At 67.1% G+C, this 19,989-nt stretch carries 31 protein-coding genes; 27 read left to right on the plus strand and 4 right to left on the minus strand.

Features of this window, described 5'->3' with window-relative positions; all coding sequences use genetic code 11:
• Nucleotides 1-25: 25 nt before the first annotated feature.
• The 6 genes from rsfS (at nucleotide 26) to lexA (ending at nucleotide 4,807) form a co-directional block, all read left to right on the plus strand.
• Entirely contained in the window at nucleotides 26-442 is a 417-nt protein-coding gene (rsfS, locus tag ACFWPK_RS33075; RefSeq protein WP_056821472.1) for a ribosome silencing factor, read from the plus strand.
• Nucleotides 439-1,098, plus strand: a complete 660-nt coding sequence (locus ACFWPK_RS33080; protein WP_378922556.1) for a histidine phosphatase family protein — start codon at nucleotides 439-441, stop codon at nucleotides 1,096-1,098. The genes rsfS and ACFWPK_RS33080 overlap by 4 nt, the downstream gene beginning before the upstream one ends.
• Complete coding sequence (gene octT, locus ACFWPK_RS33085; RefSeq protein WP_378922558.1) at nucleotides 1,088-2,710, plus strand: diglucosylglycerate octanoyltransferase; 1,623 nt, start codon at nucleotides 1,088-1,090, stop codon at nucleotides 2,708-2,710. The genes ACFWPK_RS33080 and octT overlap by 11 nt, the downstream gene beginning before the upstream one ends.
• Before the next feature lie 3 nt (nucleotides 2,711-2,713).
• A complete protein-coding gene (locus ACFWPK_RS33090; RefSeq protein WP_378922560.1) occupies nucleotides 2,714-3,556 on the plus strand; it encodes a DegV family protein in 843 nt (280 codons plus the stop codon).
• A gap of 72 nt (nucleotides 3,557-3,628) precedes the next feature.
• Complete coding sequence (locus tag ACFWPK_RS33095; protein ID WP_378922562.1) at nucleotides 3,629-4,123, plus strand: GNAT family N-acetyltransferase; 495 nt, start codon at nucleotides 3,629-3,631, stop codon at nucleotides 4,121-4,123.
• 33 nt (nucleotides 4,124-4,156) lie between these two features.
• Nucleotides 4,157-4,807, plus strand: a complete 651-nt coding sequence (gene lexA, locus ACFWPK_RS33100) for a transcriptional repressor LexA (RefSeq protein ID WP_378922564.1) — start codon at nucleotides 4,157-4,159, stop codon at nucleotides 4,805-4,807.
• 5 nt (nucleotides 4,808-4,812) lie between these two features.
• Here lexA and ACFWPK_RS33105 read toward each other — a convergent pair whose 3' ends face one another.
• Nucleotides 4,813-5,775: a DUF2332 domain-containing protein gene (locus tag ACFWPK_RS33105; RefSeq protein ID WP_378922566.1), complete on the minus strand. Its 963-nt coding sequence runs from the start codon at nucleotides 5,773-5,775 to the stop codon at nucleotides 4,813-4,815.
• Nucleotides 5,776-5,953: 178 nt separating this feature from the next.
• Here ACFWPK_RS33105 and ACFWPK_RS33110 point away from each other — a divergent pair, with 178 nt between their 5' ends.
• The 3 genes from ACFWPK_RS33110 (at nucleotide 5,954) to ACFWPK_RS33120 (ending at nucleotide 9,931) form a co-directional block, all read left to right on the plus strand.
• On the plus strand, nucleotides 5,954-6,970 hold the full coding sequence (locus ACFWPK_RS33110) for a ComEA family DNA-binding protein (RefSeq protein ID WP_378922568.1): 1,017 nt from the start codon (nucleotides 5,954-5,956) through the stop codon (nucleotides 6,968-6,970).
• A 440-nt stretch (nucleotides 6,971-7,410) separates the two neighbouring features.
• Nucleotides 7,411-8,322, plus strand: coding sequence for a DUF4131 domain-containing protein (locus ACFWPK_RS33115; protein ID WP_378922570.1), 912 nt, complete (start codon nucleotides 7,411-7,413; stop codon nucleotides 8,320-8,322).
• The gene (locus tag ACFWPK_RS33120; RefSeq protein ID WP_378922572.1) at nucleotides 8,261-9,931 is read left to right on the plus strand and encodes a recombinase family protein; all 1,671 of its coding nucleotides are present in this window, start codon (nucleotides 8,261-8,263) and stop codon (nucleotides 9,929-9,931) included. Before ACFWPK_RS33115 ends, ACFWPK_RS33120 begins: the two co-directional genes overlap by 62 nt.
• A 25-nt stretch (nucleotides 9,932-9,956) precedes the next feature.
• On the opposite strand, the gene ACFWPK_RS33125 is transcribed toward ACFWPK_RS33120, so the two are convergent.
• From ACFWPK_RS33125 to ACFWPK_RS33135, 3 genes are all read right to left on the minus strand, one after another.
• Nucleotides 9,957-10,691 carry a hypothetical protein gene (locus ACFWPK_RS33125; RefSeq protein ID WP_378922574.1) on the minus strand — a complete coding sequence of 245 codons (735 nt, stop codon included), beginning with the start codon at nucleotides 10,689-10,691 and terminating at the stop codon, nucleotides 9,957-9,959.
• 56 nt (nucleotides 10,692-10,747) lie between these two features.
• Nucleotides 10,748-11,128: a helix-turn-helix domain-containing protein gene (locus ACFWPK_RS33130; RefSeq protein ID WP_378922576.1), complete on the minus strand. Its 381-nt coding sequence runs from the start codon at nucleotides 11,126-11,128 to the stop codon at nucleotides 10,748-10,750.
• 368 nt (nucleotides 11,129-11,496) lie between these two features.
• Complete coding sequence (locus ACFWPK_RS33135; protein ID WP_378922578.1) at nucleotides 11,497-11,766, minus strand: helix-turn-helix transcriptional regulator; 270 nt, start codon at nucleotides 11,764-11,766, stop codon at nucleotides 11,497-11,499.
• A gap of 130 nt (nucleotides 11,767-11,896) precedes the next feature.
• Here ACFWPK_RS33135 and ACFWPK_RS33140 point away from each other — a divergent pair, with 130 nt between their 5' ends.
• From ACFWPK_RS33140 to ACFWPK_RS33225, 18 genes are all read left to right on the plus strand, one after another.
• Entirely contained in the window at nucleotides 11,897-12,136 is a 240-nt protein-coding gene (locus ACFWPK_RS33140; RefSeq protein ID WP_378922580.1) for a helix-turn-helix domain-containing protein, read from the plus strand.
• The gene (locus tag ACFWPK_RS33145; protein WP_378922582.1) at nucleotides 12,133-12,273 is read left to right on the plus strand and encodes a hypothetical protein; all 141 of its coding nucleotides are present in this window, start codon (nucleotides 12,133-12,135) and stop codon (nucleotides 12,271-12,273) included. The genes ACFWPK_RS33140 and ACFWPK_RS33145 overlap by 4 nt, the downstream gene beginning before the upstream one ends.
• The gene (locus ACFWPK_RS33150; protein WP_378922584.1) at nucleotides 12,270-12,572 is read left to right on the plus strand and encodes a hypothetical protein; all 303 of its coding nucleotides are present in this window, start codon (nucleotides 12,270-12,272) and stop codon (nucleotides 12,570-12,572) included. Before ACFWPK_RS33145 ends, ACFWPK_RS33150 begins: the two co-directional genes overlap by 4 nt.
• Before the next feature lie 67 nt (nucleotides 12,573-12,639).
• Nucleotides 12,640-13,119, plus strand: coding sequence for a hypothetical protein (locus ACFWPK_RS33155; RefSeq protein WP_378922586.1), 480 nt, complete (start codon nucleotides 12,640-12,642; stop codon nucleotides 13,117-13,119).
• Nucleotides 13,116-13,391, plus strand: coding sequence for a hypothetical protein (locus ACFWPK_RS33160; RefSeq protein ID WP_378922588.1), 276 nt, complete (start codon nucleotides 13,116-13,118; stop codon nucleotides 13,389-13,391). Before ACFWPK_RS33155 ends, ACFWPK_RS33160 begins: the two co-directional genes overlap by 4 nt.
• The gene (locus ACFWPK_RS33165; protein WP_378922590.1) at nucleotides 13,388-13,639 is read left to right on the plus strand and encodes a hypothetical protein; all 252 of its coding nucleotides are present in this window, start codon (nucleotides 13,388-13,390) and stop codon (nucleotides 13,637-13,639) included. The genes ACFWPK_RS33160 and ACFWPK_RS33165 overlap by 4 nt, the downstream gene beginning before the upstream one ends.
• A complete protein-coding gene (locus tag ACFWPK_RS33170) occupies nucleotides 13,636-13,932 on the plus strand; it encodes a hypothetical protein (RefSeq protein WP_378922592.1) in 297 nt (98 codons plus the stop codon). The genes ACFWPK_RS33165 and ACFWPK_RS33170 overlap by 4 nt, the downstream gene beginning before the upstream one ends.
• Nucleotides 13,933-14,118: 186 nt before the next feature.
• A complete protein-coding gene (locus ACFWPK_RS33175; protein ID WP_378922594.1) occupies nucleotides 14,119-14,400 on the plus strand; it encodes a hypothetical protein in 282 nt (93 codons plus the stop codon).
• Complete coding sequence (locus ACFWPK_RS33180; protein ID WP_378922596.1) at nucleotides 14,400-14,768, plus strand: hypothetical protein; 369 nt, start codon at nucleotides 14,400-14,402, stop codon at nucleotides 14,766-14,768. Before ACFWPK_RS33175 ends, ACFWPK_RS33180 begins: the two co-directional genes overlap by 1 nt.
• The gene (locus ACFWPK_RS33185) at nucleotides 14,765-14,956 is read left to right on the plus strand and encodes a hypothetical protein (protein WP_378922597.1); all 192 of its coding nucleotides are present in this window, start codon (nucleotides 14,765-14,767) and stop codon (nucleotides 14,954-14,956) included. Before ACFWPK_RS33180 ends, ACFWPK_RS33185 begins: the two co-directional genes overlap by 4 nt.
• On the plus strand, nucleotides 14,949-15,845 hold the full coding sequence (locus ACFWPK_RS33190) for a PD-(D/E)XK nuclease-like domain-containing protein (RefSeq protein WP_378922599.1): 897 nt from the start codon (nucleotides 14,949-14,951) through the stop codon (nucleotides 15,843-15,845). The genes ACFWPK_RS33185 and ACFWPK_RS33190 overlap by 8 nt, the downstream gene beginning before the upstream one ends.
• Nucleotides 15,842-16,414, plus strand: coding sequence for a hypothetical protein (locus ACFWPK_RS33195; protein ID WP_378922601.1), 573 nt, complete (start codon nucleotides 15,842-15,844; stop codon nucleotides 16,412-16,414). The genes ACFWPK_RS33190 and ACFWPK_RS33195 overlap by 4 nt, the downstream gene beginning before the upstream one ends.
• Nucleotides 16,411-16,767 carry a hypothetical protein gene (locus ACFWPK_RS33200; protein ID WP_378922603.1) on the plus strand — a complete coding sequence of 119 codons (357 nt, stop codon included), beginning with the start codon at nucleotides 16,411-16,413 and terminating at the stop codon, nucleotides 16,765-16,767. The genes ACFWPK_RS33195 and ACFWPK_RS33200 overlap by 4 nt, the downstream gene beginning before the upstream one ends.
• Nucleotides 16,764-17,156, plus strand: coding sequence for an HNH endonuclease (locus tag ACFWPK_RS33205; RefSeq protein WP_378922605.1), 393 nt, complete (start codon nucleotides 16,764-16,766; stop codon nucleotides 17,154-17,156). The genes ACFWPK_RS33200 and ACFWPK_RS33205 overlap by 4 nt, the downstream gene beginning before the upstream one ends.
• Nucleotides 17,153-17,953, plus strand: a complete 801-nt coding sequence (locus tag ACFWPK_RS33210) for a BRO family protein (protein ID WP_378922607.1) — start codon at nucleotides 17,153-17,155, stop codon at nucleotides 17,951-17,953. Before ACFWPK_RS33205 ends, ACFWPK_RS33210 begins: the two co-directional genes overlap by 4 nt.
• A complete protein-coding gene (locus ACFWPK_RS33215; protein WP_378922609.1) occupies nucleotides 17,953-18,675 on the plus strand; it encodes an HNH endonuclease in 723 nt (240 codons plus the stop codon). The genes ACFWPK_RS33210 and ACFWPK_RS33215 overlap by 1 nt, the downstream gene beginning before the upstream one ends.
• 47 nt (nucleotides 18,676-18,722) lie before the next feature.
• Nucleotides 18,723-19,796, plus strand: coding sequence for a hypothetical protein (locus tag ACFWPK_RS33220; protein WP_378922611.1), 1,074 nt, complete (start codon nucleotides 18,723-18,725; stop codon nucleotides 19,794-19,796).
• Nucleotides 19,793-19,989 (plus strand): hypothetical protein (locus ACFWPK_RS33225; RefSeq protein ID WP_378922613.1); only part of this gene is annotated, 197 nt, incomplete at its 3' end. The genes ACFWPK_RS33220 and ACFWPK_RS33225, both read left to right, overlap by 4 nt.

The raw sequence follows: 19,989 nt of genomic DNA on the forward strand, positions 1-19,989 counted from the left end.
GTCTGACCCCCCAGGAGGAGACCGTATGAGTGCCTCTACCGAAGCAATCGAGATGGCCACGGTCGCCGCACTCGCGGCCGACGACAAGCTCGCCACCGATGTCGTCGTTCTCGACGTCTCCGAGCAGTTGGTGATCACCGACTGCTTCGTGATCGCGTCGGCGCCCAACGAGCGCCAGGTCAACGCGATCGTCGACAACATCGAGGACAAGCTGCGCGAAGCCGGCCACAAGCCGGTCCGTCGCGAAGGCACCCGTGAGGGTCGCTGGGCGCTGCTCGACTACGTCGACATCGTCGTGCACGTCCAGCACAACGACGAGCGCAACTTCTACGCACTCGAGCGCCTGTGGCGTGACTGCCCGGCGGTTCCCGTCGAGGGCATCGCCGCCCTCCCGACTCCGGCCGCGGACGACGACGCGCAGGTAGAGGGAATCAACGAGTGAGTAAGTACGCCCATGTGCGCAACCTGATCCTGTTGCGGCACGGGCAGACCGAATGGAACGCGGCCGACCGGATGCAGGGCCAGATCGACACCGATCTCACCGAACTCGGTCGCCAGCAGGCCAAAGAGGCTGCGCGCGAACTGGGTTCACGCAACTCCATCGCGATCCACGCCTCCGATCTGCGCCGCGCCAAGGACACCGCGCAGGCGCTCGGTGACATCACCGATCTGCCTGTCATCACCGATCCGCGGCTGCGCGAGACCAACCTGGGTGACTGGGAAGGCCTGACCCACCTCGAAGTCGACGCCGACTACCCCGGCGCGCGGGTGCAGTGGCGTCTCGATGCCACATACACACCGCCCGCCGGCGAGAGCAAGCTCGAGGTCGGTGCGCGGGCGCTGCCCGTGGTGCGCGAACTGTACAACGAGCGGCAGGATTGGCCCGGTCGGACTATCATCCTGGTTGCGCACGGCGGGCTGATCGCTGCTCTTACGGCCGCGTTGCTGGAACTGCCACCGGAGAACTGGCCTGCCCTCGGCGGGCTGGCCAATACCAGCTGGGTGCAGCTTTCCAGTCACGGCCCTGACATCGACCGGCCCGGCTGGCGCCTCGATGTTTGGAACGCAGCGGCGAAGGTAGCTCCCGATGTCCAATGAAGAGCCCGACCGATCAGTACCTGATGAGATGTTCCAGCAGGTGACGGCCAAAGCCGGACGGCAGTTGCCGGACGCGCTATTCGGCCCGCCACCCGCTCGGCCCGCGCGCGCAGAGCGCGAGGAGCCGATCCGTTCGGTACCGGACGAACTCTTCAAGCAGGTCACCGCGCGCAGCGCACGATCGCTGCCCGATGCCCTGTTCGGCCCGCTCCCCGCGCCGGTCGTCGCTGAACCCGAGCCGGTCGACTCGACGGTAGACGCCGTCGAGTCCGGCCCGGGGACAGCGGATTCCGTGTTGCCTGCCGTCGCTGATTCCTCCGACAGCAGCGTCGACGCCGACGGCGTGGTGACCTCGATCGGTGCCGATGCCGAGGGTGAACTCGACGTCGACATCGCTTCGAGTTCCGCTGTGCAGGAAGCTGATAACGAGGCTTCCGAGGTCACAGCATCGACCGATGTCGTCGCGGGCGATGGTTCGAATGCTGAGCTCGGCGACGCGGACTCCGTTGTTGTGCAAGCGGATACCGACCAGCCTGATGCGGATATCGCCGGATCGCCCGATCCGGCTGTGCCGCAAACACTCCGACCGGAAGCAACTGATCCGGTTCTGTCCGACGCCGAAGTCACTACCTCGGCCGACGATTCCGAAGCTCCTTCGGTTGAGGTGGAGGCCGCCGCCGACGGAGTCGGCCCTGCTGATGCGCCGGCCGATCCCCCCGCTGGACGCTTGGACGTTGACCTCGACTCCGCGGACAGCTTGCAGACGTCGTCGACTACAGACGCGAATCTTGTAGTTGAAGCATCCACGAACCCTGTTGCACAGCAAGCTGAATCGGTGGCCGAGGCAACTGCCGGATCGTTGCTCGTCGAGGAAGCCGGTTCGCCCCGGCCGGTGGAGTCCGCCGCACCGCGCCCCGTGCTGCTGGTGATCGCCGACTCGCTCGCCTATTACGGTCCCAAGGGTGGGCTTCCCGCCGACGATCCGCGAATCTGGCCGAATATGGTCGCCGCGGAGCTGGATTGGGATGTCGAGCTGATCGCGCGGATCGGCTGGACCTGTCGCGATGCGTATTGGGCACTGATCGGTGACCCTCGGGTGTGGGCCGCGGTGCCGCGCGCCGGGGCGGTCGTGTTCGCCGTCGGCGGCATGGACACCCTGCCGTCCCCGCTGCCCACCGCGCTGCGGGAGATGATCCGCTACATCCGTCCGCCGCGTTTGCGCCGTGGCGTGCGCGCCTCGTACAACTGGTTGCAGCCGAAGCTGTCGAAACTCGGCCGTCCGGTTGCCCTTCCGCCGAAGGTGAGCGTGGACTACCTGGAGCAGTCGCGTACCGCGCTGAACCATCTGCGTCCGGAGCTGCCCGTTGTGGCAGTGCTGCCGTCGGTGCACAAGTGCGACGCCTACGGGCGGGTGCACCGGGGCCGGGCGCGGGCGGTTAAGGCCCTGCAGGCGTGGTCCGGTCGTACCTCGGTGCCGCTCGTCGACCTCGGTGAGGCCGTGCGTGACGACATCGAGTCGGGGTCCGCGAACCCGGATGGCATCCACTGGGGCTGGGCTGGGCACGCGGCGGTGGCGACGGCGATGACCAAGGCGCTGCAGGAGGTCCGGTAGTCCGTGGCCGTTGTGGTGGTCACCGATTCGGCGGCGGGGTTGTCCGCCGATCTCGTCGCCGAGCTCGGTATCGAAGTGGTGCCGTTGCATGTGCTCGTCGGTGAGCGCCAGATCCGGGAGGGCGTCGACCCGATCGAGATCGACTACACGGCGGACTCGGTCACCACCTCGGCCGCTTCGCCCGGCGAACTGCGCGAAGCCTACGAACGCGCGTTGAGCCACAGCGATGGTGACGGGGTTGTCGCGGTGCACCTGTCGCGCCGCTTGTCGGCGACCTGGGAATCGGGTCGCCAGGCGGTGCTCGACATGGGCGCCGAAGACCGTGTGCGCGTTGTCGATTCGCTCGGCGCCGGTCTGGCCACCGGTCTGCCGGTGCTGGCCGCCGCGCGTAGGGCAGCGGCCGGTGAGGCGCTGGACGAGGTGTACGAGTGCGCGGTGTCGGCCGCGACCCGTTCTCGCACGTTCATCCTGGTCAACCGCACCGAGCAACTCCGCAAGGGCGGCAGGCTGAGCAGTGCCGCCGCGTTCTTCGGTAGCGAACTGGTGACGAAGCCACTGCTGCAGCTGGTAGAGGGCAAGCTCGAAATGCGCGAGAAGGTCCGAACCAGATCGCGCGCCTACGCCAAGCTGGTTGCCGCCGCGGTCGAGGCGGCCGCGTCCGACGGCGCGGCCCTCGGTATCCAGCACCTCGGTGCACCCGAGGTCGCCGAGAACATCGCGACGCAACTGCGTGAGCAGCTGCCGGAGGTTCGGGAACTGTATGTCGCCGAGTTCGGTCCCGCGCTCGGCGTGCACCTCGGCGTCGGCGCACTCGGCGTAGCGGTGTTGCCGGGCGGATGCGTCTGAGCGGTGCCGGTTCAGAATCCCGCTGAGGCCAAACCGCGCGGTGGCGATGATCCGGTGCCTACCGTGGTTGCCATGACCGGCAATACTTCTCCACCGACTGATCTTTCGCCGCGGGTACTCGTGGTCGGGTGGGACGATCCGGATGCCGAGATGCTGCGCGCGGAGATGTCGGCGGAGGTCGGTCCCCGCTACGCGTACCTCGAGCTCACCCAGCGCGGTCCGTCGCCGATCTCGGTCGACAGCGCGACCGTGCACCAGACGTTCGTCGCGTACGCGGGTGCGGAGCCTGTCGGGCATGCCGCGTTGCGCTGGAACGCCGGTGACCTCGAACTCAAGCGAATGTTCGTCCGCCCCGCCTACCGCGGCACCGGAACCGCGACCGCGCTGCTGCAAGCGGCCGAAGCATCCGTCCGCGCGGCAGGCCGATCGCGGATCATCCTGCAAACCGGGCATCTGCAGCCCGACGCCGTGCGGTTCTACGAGCGCAGTGGCTATCACCGGATTCCGCTGTTCGCGCCCTATCACGTCCTGCCGCTGTCGAACTGTTTCGCGAGGAACCTGCACTGAAGTGGTGATCGGGTGGGGATCTACGATTCCCCGATGACCGGATACGACGACTTCGACCACCTCGACGCCGCGAACCTGCCTCCTCGCAGGCAACGCATCCTCGCCGTGATCAGGGATTCGGTGCTCGCCCACGGCTACGCGCCGAGCACTCGGGAGATTGCCGACGCGGTGGGTTTGCGCTCCACATCCACGGTCTCCCAACACCTGAAGGCGTTGGAGGAGGACGGTTTCCTGCGCCGCGCCGCCACCATGGCCCGTCCCATCGACGTGCGCCTGTTCCTGCGCGGCGGACCCGCCGCCGATTCCGACGCCTCGGTGTCGGTGCCCGTCGTCGGCGACATCGCCGCGGGTACCCCGATCCTGGCCGAGCACAACCCCGACGACGTCATGACCCTGCCGCGTGAACTGGTCGGCCGCGGTGAGGTTTTCGGTCTGCGGGTGCGCGGTGACTCGATGATCGACGCCGCGATCTGCGACGGCGACCTCGTCGTGGTCCGCAGTCAGCGCGAAGCCAACTCCGGCGATATCGTCGCCGCCATGATCGGCGAGGAAGCCACGGTCAAGGTGTACCGCCGCCGCAACGGCCACGTCCGACTCGAACCACGCAACCCCGCCTACTCCGTGATCGACGGTGACGAAGCAGTCATCCTCGGCCGCGTCGTGTCGGTGATGCGCCGGATCTGAGGTCGCTACGCCGGGCCGAACCAGTCCAGCGACTGGCCGTGCGGCCCGGCGAAAGCCAACGGCTCGTCGTCGAGAGCGAGCACCAGCCGAGCCTCCGCCGACTCGCGCGCCGGCAATCGATCGACGAGCGAGGCGAGCACCCCGGGACCCTCCTGCGAAACCCAGTGGCAGGGCAGCTCCCGCACCGTCGCCCGGAAGTCCGCCCGTGCCTGCGGTGAGAGATAGCTGAGCACAGCGCTGTGGAACACCACCGCCGTGCTGCCGTGCGGTGCTCCGTGTACCAACTCGGTGATCTGCTCGTTCAGGTCGCCGGCCACGATGGTCGGAGGATCCGCGGCGGCGATCGAGCAGGCCGCGCGCAGTCGAGCCAGCCGCTCGTCCTGACCCGGCCAGACGAGGGCAGACAGCCACTGCTGGTCGTCCTTGTCGCCGGCATCGAGTGGGTTCAGATCCACTCCTGCTCGATGGACGACTCGGGGGAGCTGGTCCGGGATCGGCACCGGACCGGTTGTCTTGCAGGTCAACACAACCGGTGACGGACCGTCGGACGGATCCAACGAGGCTGCGTCGTACCGATAGCTGAAACGGTCCGGGTACAGACACAATCCGGCCGAGGCGCCGACCTCGATGAGTGACAGCGGTCCGGGTAGCCGGGCCAGCACCGGCAGTAGGGTCGCCGCCCGGCCCGCCTCGTTCGTCTGCGTCCGCCGGGTCAGTGCCGTGGCCGAGATCGCAGGCCAGTTCTCGCGTAGCTGTTCGCTGAACTCGCTGTAGGGAACCGCGATCGCACCGTTCACTCGCGCGGCAGCCAGGATCAGGTTGGGTTGCTGCTTGTCCGTGGGCAATTGGGCGATCAGCGCCAGCACCGCCGGGTCCGTGCTGATATCCAGTGCTCGCCGGTGATAGAGCGGGGAATTGTCGCGCGCTTCGCGGAGTGCGAAGTCGCGGAATCGTTGTGCGAGTTCCATACGTACCTGAGTACTTCGAATCGGCCATGAGCGCACGGTATCCACTCGGGCAGGCGGGATTCTGTGCGTGCGGGCCGCTGAGGGTGAGTTATCCACAGGCTCGGAGTTATCCACAGGTTTCCTTCCGGCCCTGGTCGGTGGGGGTTGCCCAGGTCGGCGTCGGCATAGCGTCGCTGCCATGTCACGACACGAAGAGCACGAGCGGGTACGGCAGCGGCTGGGTGGTCTTGCGGTTCGCGAGCGAGTACGACCGAGCAGTCAGCCGTTGCACGAGTCCGCGACGGTTGATTCGCGCGATGGGGACGACGCAGGGCGTTGGGACGCAGACGAACTCGCACCGTCGTCCGGGCCGGCGGGAGCGGTCGGGACACCCGGGTGGCTCGACGACGGTGCTTCGAGAGGGCGAAATCGGCTGGTGCCCGAGCGCTTTCGTGAAGCACGGCTGGATCCCGGCCGTCGTGGTGCCGTGGCCCTCGGCCTGGTCGGGGTCATCGCCGTGGTGTTGACCGGGGTGATGGTGCTGCGCGATCAGCCCGTGGCGCGGGCGGTGCCGCCGGTGCCGGTACTCCGGGCGGAGAGCATCGCGGTGCCAGCCGATCCGACCGCTGTAGTTGCCGCAGTGTCGGGCCAAGGACCGAGTGCGAGCGCTGAGGTTGTTGTCAGCGTGGTCGGTTTGGTCGAGCGGGCTGGGCTGCACCGACTGCCGGGCGGCTCTCGGATCGCCGATGCACTCGAGAAAGCTGGCGGCACCCGAGAAGGCGCTGATCTGGCAGGCCTGAACCTTGCCCAACGCCTTTCCGACGGTGACCAGGTCGTCGTCGGCGCAACCGATCCCCAGGCCGGACAACCCCGCCTCGGCAGCATCATGATCGGTGCGGGCCGCGCACCCTCGGCTGCGCCGAACATCGCAGGCCCGGGCATCGCGAGCCCGAGCACGACAGGGTCTCACGCTGTGGGTTCTGATACCGCAGGGTCCAGCTCCGGCGGTGGTGCGGGCGGCACATCCCGCGTCGATCTGAACACCGCGACCGAAGCCGAATTGGACGCACTACCTGGAGTTGGCCCGGTCACCGCCAAAGCGATCCTCACGTGGCGCTCGACCAACGGCCGCTTCACCGATGTCGCTCAACTCGGCGAGGTCGACGGCATCGGCCCTGCCCGTTTGGCCCGACTGCGCGACCTGGTGAAAACATGATGCCTTCGCCATGTCGTGGCAGACCCCACGAAACCTGTTGCACCGCAGACGATGAACGCAGGATGGTCGCTGTCGCGGCGGAGGTGACCGCATGACCTGCCCGGCGTGGCCATGCGTGAGGCAGGGAAGTCGGCGCGCCACAGACCAATCCACGAGAGCGCTGGATGACCGTGCGCCGGGGCTGGGCGACATCAGGCCGGTATGTGCGGTCGGGCTCGGCGAAAGGCAGTGCGCTGCGGACATGACCGCGGGGAATTCGGACAGCGGCACGTCCAGACGTGACGACGTGGCCGGCGGATGAGAGCGGCGCTGGGCGAGAAAGCGGTACCGGAGGAGCGGCGAGCATCGAGGGCCTTGCCGCATGTGAAGGCTGGGAAGCTTCGATGGACGCGGGTAGCGAGGTTCGGGCACACAGGGGAAGACCGGAGCGGGATCGGCGGATGGGCGAGGGGCCGAAGCGGGAGGCAGGCGAAGCTGGCGCCGAGCAGCAGGTGCTCGATATGCGGCTGGTGCCTGCGGCGCTCGGGTGTTGGGTGGCAACGATCGTCGCGGTGACCATGGGATGGGTTGCGGGATCGGTGTTGGCGATCGGTGCCGTGGTGGTGGCGATCGGGCTGTGGGTGGTGCTGCTGTGGGCGATGGCGCATCGGCGGGAGCGGTGGCGGGTTGTCGCGGTTACCGGGTTGGCGACGATGTTGCTCGGGGCAGGCTTCGGGGCCGCGGGTGCTTGGCAGGAGCATCATGTCCAGTCGCATCCCCTGCGGGAGTCGTTCGGTCGATCGGTGAACGTGTTCGCGGTCGTCACCGACGATGCGAAGCCGCTGCGCGCCGGTGGGTTCGGTGGTGAGCGGCGGTGGATTGTTCGCGCAGGTCTGCGCGAGTTCGGTCAGGGCCCGGAGTGGACGCAGGCGGGCGGTTCGATCGTGTTGCTCGCGCAGGGTAGCGAATGGGCCGAGTTGTCGCCTGGCCAGCTGGTTCGGTTCCGGGCCGAGGTCAGCGAGCCGAACCGCGCGGATCTGACTGTTGCCACGCTGCACGTCACCGATGCGCCGGAGCGGATCGGCGAGCCACCGTGGTGGCAACGGCTCGCGGCGAGCGTCCGAACGGATCTGGTTAACGCATCCGCTATGGCACTGCCACCCGCTGCGGCGGGGTTGCTGCCCGCACTCGTTGTCGGCGATACCGTCGCGCTGTCCGAAGAAGTGCGCGACGCGTTCGAAGTTGCCGGGCTGCAGCACCTTTGTGTTGTCAGCGGTGTCATTAGTCAATACCCAGATGTAGCATCACGGCATGGACTGGCAGTGGGATCAGATCGAGGCGATCATCCTCGCGCGCGTCTCCGACGACCGTGACGGGCAAAGCGACTCGACAAGCCAGCAGGTAGAAGAGGCAGTCGAGGAGTGCAAGGACCGCGGCGCGACCGTCCTTGAGATCCTGGTCGAGGACGACATCGGAGCATCGCGATACTCCCGCAAGGCCCGCCCCAATTTTGACCGCGCCCTGCGGTTGCTGCGCGAGAAATCGACCAAACGCCGAATGCTCATCACATGGGAGTCGTCGCGCTCAACTCGCCAACTCAAGCGGCACCTCGAGCTGCGCGAGGTACTCGAAGAAGCTGGCGCGCTGTGGATGTACGGCGGCCGCGTCTACGACATGCGCGATCCCGACGACCGCAAACGCACCGCCCAGGACGCCATCGAGGACGAGTACGAGGTGGAGAAGACGCGTCGCCGGGTGATGCGCGACCTGCGCAAGGTCGCCGCCAGCGGCCGCCCGCACGGGAAGTTGGCCTTCGGGTACAAGATCGTGCGCGACGAGAGGACTGGCAAGTCGATCGGCCGCGAGATCTTCGACGAGCAGGCCGATGTCGTGCGCGAGATTGCCCGTCGCATCCTCGGCGGCGACTCGGTGCACTCGGTCGCGGTGTGGCTGAACGGATCCGGGATCCCTGCCCCGCGACCCCAGCGGAAGAGGAAGCCCGAGGACGAGGAGAAGCCAGCGCGGTGGCGATCGAACACGCTCGCGAAGCTGATCATGTCGCCCACGTACGCCGGGCTGCGGGTGACCCATGGGCAGGTGACTGGTCCGGCGACGTGGCCGCCGATCCTGACGATGGACCAGCACGAGCGACTCAAGGCGATTCTCAACGACTCGTCACGGCTGACCCACCGAGGCACCGAGCCGGTGTGGTTGCTGACTGGGTCGTCGCACCACTGCGGGAAGTGCGGCGGGGACTTCACTATTCGCAAGGGGCGCAAGGCTGAGGGGACCTACACCTGCGCTGACGGGTTCTGCTTCGCGGCCTTGGCGGAGCCGCTTGAGCGGCTGGTAGAGCGGGCCGTCCTGGACCGCTTGGAGTCGGACGACGTGATCGAGCTGATGGCCGCGAACGACACCACCGCCGCGGATGCCTACGCCGATCTGCGCGCACTGGAGACCAGGCTCGACAGCCTCGTCGACCAAGCCGCTGATGGTTCGATCACGCCCGCCACACTGGCGCGGCTGGAGGGCAAGCTGACGCCCCAGATCGCGGCAGCCAAACGCAGAGCGCAGGCGTCCCTCAAATCGCCGCTCGTCGCCGACCTGGCTGGCCCACATGCTCGCGCGAAATGGGAGCTGCTGCCGATGGTCAAGCGGCGACAGGTGGTTCGCGCGCTGGTCGAGGTGCGGGTATTTCAGGGAGGCAAAGGAACCCGAATGCTGAACCCCCGGAGGGTCCACTTGCAGTGGGTGGGGTCGGACGAGCCGATGCCCACCGAGCTGCCGCCGCCGGTGCCGCTCGCCGAGGGTGGCGACCCGATCGACTTTCGAGTGCGGGAGGTGCAGGCGTACCTACAGACCGCCAGCCTGGAGGAGCGGGAGCGCATCATCGCGGCGGAGCGCGAGGGGCAGAAGCGCTACGACATCATGCGTCGCAGCCTCAGCCCATCGCGCGCGGTGGTATTCAGCGACGAGAGTTGACCGCCGACCGCAGGGGCCGATCCGCTCAGGCGCGTTGTGCCCTCTCCTTGATTGCCGCGCGGATGATTCCCCACAGCCCCGCCGCTGCGAGGATCCCGACCAGCGGCAGCGCCCAACCGGTGGCAACCACAGCGTGATTCGCCGCGAGCCACTCACGGTGTGCCAGCAGCAGCAGGAGCGTCACCACCGCACTGCTGGCGCCCAGCATTCCGACCAGACCTGTGGCGACAGGCACGAGCCGCCACCCGTCGAGGCGGACCGTCAGCACTGAGGCGGTAGCGACCAAAGCGGCCGTCGCCGCGACGATGACGTAGAAGGTCGCGCTGTAGATTCCGCTCGCGACATCGAGGAGCTCGAGCTCGTCGCTGACCGGGACCGTGAGCGCCAGCCCTGCCCGTGAGGTGACGATCAGGATGATGCCGGCCACCCCGCAGGTGATGAGCCACCGTCGGCGGTAGTTGGTCAGGGAGTCCGGCGCCCATTCGCCGTAGATGCCGTGCAGTGCGATCAGGCCGATGCATGCGCATCCCGCCACGAGGTACACGCTACGTAGCAGGTCGGAGATGTTCTCGCCGAACAGATCTGATGCTGCTACGTCGATTCCGTGATCACCGACGTACTCGGTGCCGAGCACGCAGCCCGCGACGAGTGCGGTCAGCCCTGCCGTGAATACCCACGTAGTTTCTTGGCGGGTGTCGTGCCGAAGCGCCAGGCGCACAAGGACGGCCAGCACAGCGGCCGGGAGAATGGCGCTCATCATCTTTCGTAGGCTAACGGGAATGCCCGGTTATCGATCGGCAAATGCGTGGGAATCTTTCAGTCACCGAGTGCGGTTCGCCATACATCGGCGGCACGTTGTGCGCGATCGGGGATCTCGCCGCGCGCGATAAGTTGGCGACCCTCGATAGTGAGGACTTCTGGCTCTATTCCGAGGGCGTGCGCGATGCTATCCATCTCGGGCGCGGTGACCGGCCGATTGCCCTGTTCGATGTTGCGCAAGATGCTCAGTGGGATGTCTGTCAGCTTTGCTAGCTGGCGTTGAGTGAGGTCGGTTGCTTCGCGATGCGCCTGGATCGTAATCGCATGTGCGACACGGAGTTTCCGGCGACGGTCCTTCGGTTGGTCCAACTTGTCACACGCCTCTCCTAGAATCGTGACTTCGCGTGTGTGCGCACAGTCATATGACTGTTCCAGCATCTTGACATAGCGAAGTGGCTATCCATGGGATATGGCGCAGTTACCGAAATGTGACGCACCGAGTACCCATATTTGTGTACTTGAAACATAAAGCGGACTAGGGTTCGGAATATTGGTGCACCGACCGGGGGTCGCGGTTCGGGGCGATGAGTTGCGAGGGGTTCTCAGTGAAAGATTCAGCGCCAGACCGGGATGCGACGACGCATCCCGGTGCGGGGGTATCGACTCGGGCAGTCGTCGCGTCACAGCTTCCGTCCGGAAGCGTGAGGTCCACGAAGGGTCGGGCTGCGGCTGGTCAACGCTCGCGGCTAGCCAGCGTCTCGGCATTGATCGCCATCGCGAACGAGCGAGGCGTGAAGGCGAGCCAGCTACTTCATCGCAGCTTGCGCCGCGTCGATGAAGGCGGCAGCGCTGACGCCGAGGGCGGCCGAGATGGCGATCAGCTGACTTAGCGTCATATCCCGGCTTCCGGTCTCGATCCGGCTGATTGTGTTGGTGCTCAACCCTGCGGCCGCGGCTAGCTCGGACTGTTTCAGGTCTGCGCGTGCGCGCTCTGCCCGAAGGTGGGCCGCTACCGCCCGCTGGGCCGCCTCGATGTGGTCCGACTCGGGCGCGGCTGTGTCATCTTCTGCGCTCATATGGGTGATTGTGACCCCCAAATGGGTGATTAGGCAACCTAGGACACGTGATTGTCCCAGACGCACGATTGCGTAGGCATTCACCCGTTTTGTGTTGACGTACACCCGAATGGGTGATTGACTATCTCGCATGGAGACCAGTTCAACCGGGTGGGTGTCCGCGAATCTGCGGGCGGCCCGTGCTAGGTCCGGGATCACCCAAGCCGAGCTGGCGCAGCGTTCCGGCGTCAGCGCGAATTCCATCGCCCGTTTCGAGCGGGACGAGCGTGATCCTCGAGTCGGGCAGCTGATTCGGATTGCCCTCGCGCTCGAAGTCCGCCCGTCCTCACTGATCGACAAGGTCGAGTCTGCCTCCGAGGATGCGGCATGAGCGCCCGCGAGGTCACGCCCGCCGAGCAGCGATGGCTCGATGCCCAGCGCGCCAAGTGGGTGCCGCTGTCCGAGCGCCAGGCCCTCGTTATCCGCAACGCATTTCGCGAGCCTGCAGTCGAGCGAGGCGCCGCATGAGCACTGTCCTCGGCTTCGGCCTGCTCGCTGTCGGCTGCTTGGTCCTCGCGTCCATCCCGATCAGCTTCGTCCTGGGCGCGGTCATTCGCCTCGCCAAAGACCCCCGCCCGGCGCACCCCCCTGCCGCCGACGCGGGTCGGGTGCGTCCCCTCGGTGCAGCCCGCGGTCATCACGCCGCGACGAGCGCCCGACGGGACGTGCCCCGAACCTCCTCGCGTCTGGTGCTCGTGCAGCCCAGCCGCGGGGTTGGCCCTGCCGATACCACCTCGGCAGGGCCCTCCAACTCAACCACCCCGTAAACGAGTTCGGCCGCCGGGGGGCAACCCGGCGGCCGTGCATCACTCACTCAAGCAAGGAGTCTACCGAATGACGCAGCCGAAGTATCCCACGAAGACCCGCGTCGACATCGCGCAGAGGATCGGCAAGCACCTCGTCACCGACGGCGACAACACCGTCGAGCTGCGGGCCACACTGACGTTCGCGTCGACTGAGCTGTATCTCCAGCGCTACCACGGTGACTGGCATTGGCTGCGCGCACACCGTGCGCAGACCGACACCGACAACGTCGCCGCGCTGCGCGTTCTAGCTTTGCGTCTGATCGAGCGTCTGCACATCGAGATCGGCGCCGAGCCAGTCTCGCGGAATCACCACGATGAGGTCGTCGCGTCGATGGCCGAGCGGATCGCCCAGCTGGAACGCAAGCTTGAGATCGCGGAGGCTAAGTCCGAGCAGGCTGCTGCCCGACCCACGTGCCACCACCCGTACAGCATGTACGGGCAGTGCGTCGACTGCGGAATTACCTGGTCTGCGCGGGCCGAGGCCACATGCTCGGCGGTGCGGGCATGATCCGCCGCATCCTCGGGCGCCATGCCCGCCACAGCTTCGGCGAGAACCGCGAAACCGTCGACGAACTCCTCGCCCGCATCGACGCCATGGACGTGTCGCCCCAGGTGAGTCCAGAGGACTACCCGACCGCGCAGTACCCGCGGTGGGTCCTCGCCCAGCTGGCTGACGGCGTCGACCCTGCCGACGTGCAGGGTTGGGACCGGCCGGAGCCGCGGTCTGCCCGCCGGCGCCCGGAGCTGGACTTCGCGCTGCCGATGGGTGGTGCGCGATGAGCTGGCCTGACCCCGCGATGGTCGTCGAGTACGACCTGATCCGCGCCGACCTGTCCACCCGGCTCGACCACATCGTCCAGTGGCTTCTCGACTCCCACATCGAATGCCCGTGCGACGGGGACGTCGACGGCATGAGCCACATGATCACGCTCGCTCAGCAGCTTCTCGGTGGGTTCGATTCCCAGACCCTTGCGGGTCTGCTCACCGAGGCCGTTGCCCGCCTTGCCTTGTCGAAGGAGGCCCAGTGAATCCCATCCTGATGGCCATCCAAATCGCTGGCCTCGCTGCTGCTCTGGCCTTCGTGGTCGCCTGCTTCTACTACGTAGTCCGCTCCGACCTGCGCGAGAACCCCGCCAAGGCGAAGATGCCCATGCCCTGGCACGGAATCGAAGCGATCCGGGACTACATCGCGACCGTCAAGTTCGACCCCGAGGCTGAGTCCGAGGACGACGAGGACGAGTCGGTCGACCAGACCGATCCCGGCGCCGAGTGGGATCGCGCCCGCGACCTGCAGATCGCACGTGAGCTGGGGGTGGCGTGATGGACCTCATCACCTGCAGCTGCGCATCCTGCGCCGTGCACCGCCGGGCCGAAGCCAACGTCGAATCGGTCCGGGCGCAGATGGTCACTGCCCAGTGCACCAAGTGCGGCAAGGCCACGGCCCAGACCGTGAGCCTTGTGCTGGCCAAGCGGGGCGCCGTCCTCTGCGACAGGAAGGGGTGCCGTCGTGGCTGACGACTTCGACATGATCGCGGGCCTGGACGTGGCCGACGACTTCGAGCCTGGCATCGCTGAGGCTGCGCGACTGACCGTCGCGCGGCACGCCACTGATGCCGGTGACTGTGCCGACCTTCTGACGATGCTCGGCCTGGCCGAGGACAAGAGTCGCCCGCGTGGGTGCCGCGAATGCAGTGGGCCGCTGTCGTTGCTGACGATCTCCGGCAAGTGCGGGCTGCGGGACTTCTGCTCGTACAAATGTCGTGATGCGGCGACGCGGGCGGGCCGCTGATGCACACACTCACGATCGCCCGCGACACCTACACCGAGCTCGGCATCCTGCCCAAGGGCATGACTGTGCAGGCTCAGCCGAACGCGGACTACTCGGCGTGGGTGGTGGAGATGTCGCTGCCGCGCGCCGCGGGGATCTCCCACCCGCTGCCGTTGCCCTCGTCCGCGGTTTGGGGCGGCGGTCGCCAGCGGCTCGACTCCCTCGACCGCGCCCGATGCGCTCACCACGACTACAACTTCGCCCGCGAGTTCCTCGGCCTCGGTCATCTGTCGGCGATCCGCTGGCTGCTGTCCGGGTACCAGGTCGATGAAAGGACCTTGATGCGCTGGGGATTTCGCAACATCGGCAGTGACGAGGCCGCCGCATGAAGCGCCGCCTGTTCACCGATGGATACCGGTCCGCAGTTGTCGACACCGATCCGACTGGACGGATCGTCATCGACTTCAAAGCCGATCCGAAGTCGGACGCGATCCGGCTGTCGCTCAGCACGTCCTCCGCCGAGGGCCTCGCCCTCGATCTCGTCGACGCAGTGAAGGAGGTCCTCGACCGTGGCTAACGACATCTGCAAGTACACCGACCTCGATGCCGAGGTCTGCGACTGCAAGACCCACCAGGCCGAGCGATTGCGCATGACCGCGCCGACCACGCCCGGTCTGTACCCCGACATCCCCGAGCTGGTCTATCACTCTGACACGGACAGCCTGTCGAGCACTGGAGTCCGGACGCTCGTTGGCGTTGGCGGCCCAGCGAAGTTCATCGGTGCCGAGCGTGAGCACAACGACGACTTCGATATCGGCACCGCGGCGCACACTCTTCTGCTCGGCACCGGCGCCGGTATCCACGAGGTCAACCAGACCAGCTGGCAATCCAAGATCGCCAAGGAGGAACGGGCCAAAGCCCGTGCGCTGGGCAAGATCCCACTGCTGACCAAGCAGGCCGACCGGGTCCGCGCGATGGTCGAGGTCGCGCTCGCTCATCCCGAAGTCGCCGCCCGGCTGGCCGTTGCCGTGTCGGAGATGACTGCCTACGCCATGGACCCCGCCACGTGGGTGATGCTGCGTGCCCGCTTCGACTCCATCCGCGTCGATGAGGACGCAATGGAAGTCGAGATCGATGACTACAAGACCACGAAGGACGCCAGTCCCCGCGGCTTCCCCAAGTCGGCCGCCGAGTACGGCTACCACGTCCAAGAGGCCCACTACCGGCGCGTGATCACCGAGCTCGGCTACACGGTCAAGCGCTTCACCTTCATCGCCCAGGAGAAGACCCCGCCTTATCTGGTTTGTCTGCACGAGTTCGGACCCGACGACATCGCCGAAGGCGACCGCATCGTCACCGAGGGGATCGAGCTGTGGGACCAGTGCCGCGCCGCCGGCGAATGGCCCGGCTACGGCGACCAAACCAACCGGATGCATCTGCCCTCGTGGGCATTGAGGAAGTGGTGACCGTGGCTGAGGACAAGAAGAAGATCGAGCTCGGCGACTACATCGAGGTTGCTCAGCGCATCGCCGACGTGCGCGAGAAGCTCCACCCCAACGGGTCGTTCCAGCCTGCCGTGGTCAGCGAACCGTACTCGGTGCAGGTCATCGACGGCCAGGCATACATCGCTGTGGTCGCGGCGTTCTACCGCACCCCCGAGGACACGATGCCCGGCATCGGAATGGCGTGGGAGCAGGTGCCAGGCAAGACCCCGTACACCCGCGGCTCCGAGCTGCAGAACGCCGAGACCTCGGCGTGGGGCAGGGCTCTCGTTGCTGCGCTGGCGGCCGACACCAAGGCGGGCATCGCGTCGGCGGATGAGGTGCGAAACCGTACCGCGGTCGCCGCCGCGAATCTGCCCGCCCACGACTTCGCTCGCACCGAGCTGCTGCGGCTGATGAACCAGCTCGGCAAGGACAGCAAGGCGGCGACCGCGAAGTTCGCTGCCGACAACAACGGTGACCAGTTGAGGACGTCGACCAACGCGGCCGCCATCGAGAAGCTGACCGCCTATTACCGGGACGGTGGCGAGTGACCGACCACAACCCCGTCGCGATCGAAGGCGCTATCCGCGACTGTGCCAACCGGATCGCCAAGGGCGTCGGCGTGTGCGACACCCGCTACTCCGAGTTCCTCACCGCGGACCGCGCGTACGACCAGGCGTTCGCTCGCGCCTACATGCAGCACGACGGCCCGGCGCACGAGAAGCGGTATGGCGCCGAGCTGGCTACCGAGCAGGAGCGCACCGCCCGTGACGTCGCGGACGCTGCGTACCGGCACGCCGACCGGCTGGCGAAGGCGCTGACCGAGGAGCTTCGGTCCTGGCAGTCGGTGAGCGCCAGCGTTCGTGCCATGTACGCCGTGGCCGGTCGGGGTGAGGGCGCATGAAGCGCGATGAGAAGCGCACCCGCCGCCTGGTCGCGGAGCGCTCTGGCGGGCTGTGTGAGCGCTGCGGAATGCAGGGGCACACCGCACATCACCGGAAGAACCGCGGCCAAGGCGGTCCCTGGTCGCCGTCGAACATCGTGTGGCTCTGTGGTGATGGTGTCCGCGGCTGCCACGGCTGGGTGACCGAGCACCCGGAAGCCGCCCGCGTGTCCGGCTTCCACGTCCCGTGGTGGGACACCCCGGTCGTGATCCCTGTCCACTCCACGCTGCACGGCGTGGTGTTCCTGGCGGATGACGGCAGCCTCGTCGCAGCTCCGGCGCCCGTTGCGCCCCTCTCGTCCACACTCCGCGCCGACCTTGATCTGACCGCCGAGGAGGCGACCTCATGAGCACCAACCTGATGCCATTCACCTATGCCGATGCGATCGTGCGCACCGTCGTGCTCGACGGCGAGCCGTGGTTTGTCGCCCGCGACATCTGCAACATCCTCGGCCTGACCAATCTGTCCATGGCCTTGCAACGCCTTGCCTCGGATGAGAAGGGGGTCAATCGGATTGACACCCCTGGCGGCGCGCAGGAGATGGCTGTCGTCAGCGAGTCCGGGATGTACGCCCTCGTGCTCCGGTCGGACAAGCCGGAAGCCGTCGACTTCCGTCGATGGATCACCGCCGAGGTGTTGCCCACGATCCGGAAGACGGGCAGCTACGCCGCGGTCACCGCGCTGCCGGACCGCAAGGCGCTGGCGCAGATGGTGATCGAGGCTGAGACGGCGAGGGAGAGCGAGCACGCGGCGCGTCTTGAGGCGGAGCAGCACGCTCGCGCACTCGAGGCGCCGGCGTCTGCATGGTCGCATCTCGCTGAGTCCACTGGTGATTACGCGGTGGCCGACGCGGCGAAGGTCCTGTCCCGCGATCCGAACATCACGATCGGCAGGGACAGGCTGTTCAAGTTCATGCAGGGGGAGGGCTGGATCTACCGCGACCGCGGCGCCGCGGCGTGGAAGGCGTACCAGACCCAGGTCGACAACGGTCGCCTGACCGAAAAGCTGGGTTCGCCGTTCCTGCACGAGTCGTCCGGTGAGATGCGCATGCCCGCGCCGACGATCCGGATCACGACCAAGGGCCTGGCTGAGCTGCACAAGCGCCTCGGTGGCAACGGTCAGATGTCCCTCCTGGCGGTGTCCTGATGGCTGAGTCAGTGCAGTTCCCGAGTGGGCTGTGGAATGAGGACGAGTTCCGGGTGCTGACGGCGCCGCTCCAGGGCGCGTTCCTCACGTTGTGCCTGCGTCCGGAGCTCGGTGCGCTGGGGGCGATGCCGGTGTTCCTGGGAAGGATCGCCCTGGTAACCGCAGGCGCGGAGCGGGTCGACGTACTCGACAACCTCCGGCGCCTGGCGTTGGTCGGGTGGATTGTTCTCGACGAGGTCGAGGAGGAGCTGTTCGTCCCGCGCTTCATGGAGTTCAACGGGGTCGAGAAGAACCCGAACAGGCTGCGGCGTGCCATCACCGAATCCCACGCCATCGAGTCCGCAATCGTCGCGGCCGCTGTCGCCGATGTCCTCGACAGGCTGGCCAGGATCGACGCGAACCGGGCGGCCCAGCGCCTTCGCCGGGTCGAAGCCGGACAGCGCCCCAGGGCCCGGCCGAACATCGACGAGGAGATCCGGCACACCGTGTACGTGCGGCATGGGTGGGCCTGTGCTTACTGCTCCCATCAGTTCGCCCCGGCGCCCACCGGCGCGCCAGAGGATGAGGCTGCCGGGATCTGGTTGGAGCTCGACCACATCCGGCCGTACTCCCTCGGCGGCGACGACGCCGCGGCCAACCTGCGCGCGGCGTGCTCGACGTGCAACCGCCGGCGCGGTGTCGATGACCTGGATCTGTGGGCCGACAAGACCGGGGGTGCCTGATGCCCTGGTTTCGAGTCGACGACGACGCCGCCTTCCACTCGAAGATCGTGGCCGCGGGCAACGCGGCGATCGGCCTGTGGACCCGTGCCGGTTCGTGGTCCTCGCGTGAGCTGACTGACGGCTTCATCCCGAACCACATGATCGCGTCGATGGGCACTCCTGCCCAGGCGAAGAAGCTGGTGCAGGTTCGCCTGTGGGACAAGGTCGATGGCGGCTACCAGTTCCACCAGTGGGAGGAGCGGCAGCCGTTCACCAAGGCTGACGTCGAGCGGAAGCGGGACGAGGCGCGCGAACGTATGCGCAATGTTCGGGCGAACAAGTCGGCTGGTTCGCGTGATGTTCGCGCGAACGACGATGTAACCGAACCGCCTATGTCCGAATTTCTTTCGGAGAAAAACGACCGTTTGCATAGCGAACGATTTATTTCCGAGAACGACATGAGCGCACCATCCGAAGAGGGATTTTCCGAATCGCCCCAGGTGGACGACACCAGTTCGCGCGAACATCAGACCGAACACGATGCGAACAGCCCGCGAAGTTCGCTCAACCCCATCCCAAGCCCATCCCTTATAGGGGTCGACCTAGGGGGGAATCGTTCGGTAGGTGATAGGGGAGCGGCCGCAAACGAACTGACCCCCACCCCCTCCCAGTTCCATCCCGAGCACCCCGATCGGTGGGTCGACGGCTGCCCGGAGTGCGAGGCGATCGGCGACGCGATCATCGCCCGCGTCGCGACCAAGCCCGGCCTCGCCGCCCCGCCCGAGCGCTGCCCCGAGCACCTCGCCGCACCGACCACCGTTGCGTGCGGTCCCTGCGGGGAAGCGCGCAAGCGCCGGGCCCGGTGGGAGACCGACGTCGACCGGGACAAGAAGCGCCAGGGCGTCGAGAGCCGCCGCGCCGCAGCCGAACTCCGCGCCCAAGCGATCGCCGCGTGCACCGAATGCGACCCCGACGGCTACGACATCACCCGCAAGGTTTGCGACCACACCGGTCCGCGCCCCGGGCGTAAGCCGCTACGCGAGCTGTACGCGGCACATAAGGCCGAGGGTGCCGAACCTGATCTTGATTCGCCAGAGGACGAGCCAGGCCCCGGCACGCCCTCGCTGAGGTCGGTCTCATGAGCCACGACCGCACCGGTGAGCGTGCCGACGAGGACCGGTGCCCCAACAACTGCCGCAACGGCTGGCTGTCCGCCCCGGACGCCGATGTCGCCGTCGCGTGCCCCTGCCGGTGGTCTCGCACCGCCGACTCCGCCGTGAACCACGACCTCGCCGAGCGCCAGCCCAGTGCTCGTGCGGCAGCAGCAATCCGAGC

It is taken from the genome of Nocardia sp. NPDC058519 (assembly GCF_042719755.1).
Lineage (GTDB): Bacteria > Actinomycetota > Actinomycetes > Mycobacteriales > Mycobacteriaceae > Nocardia.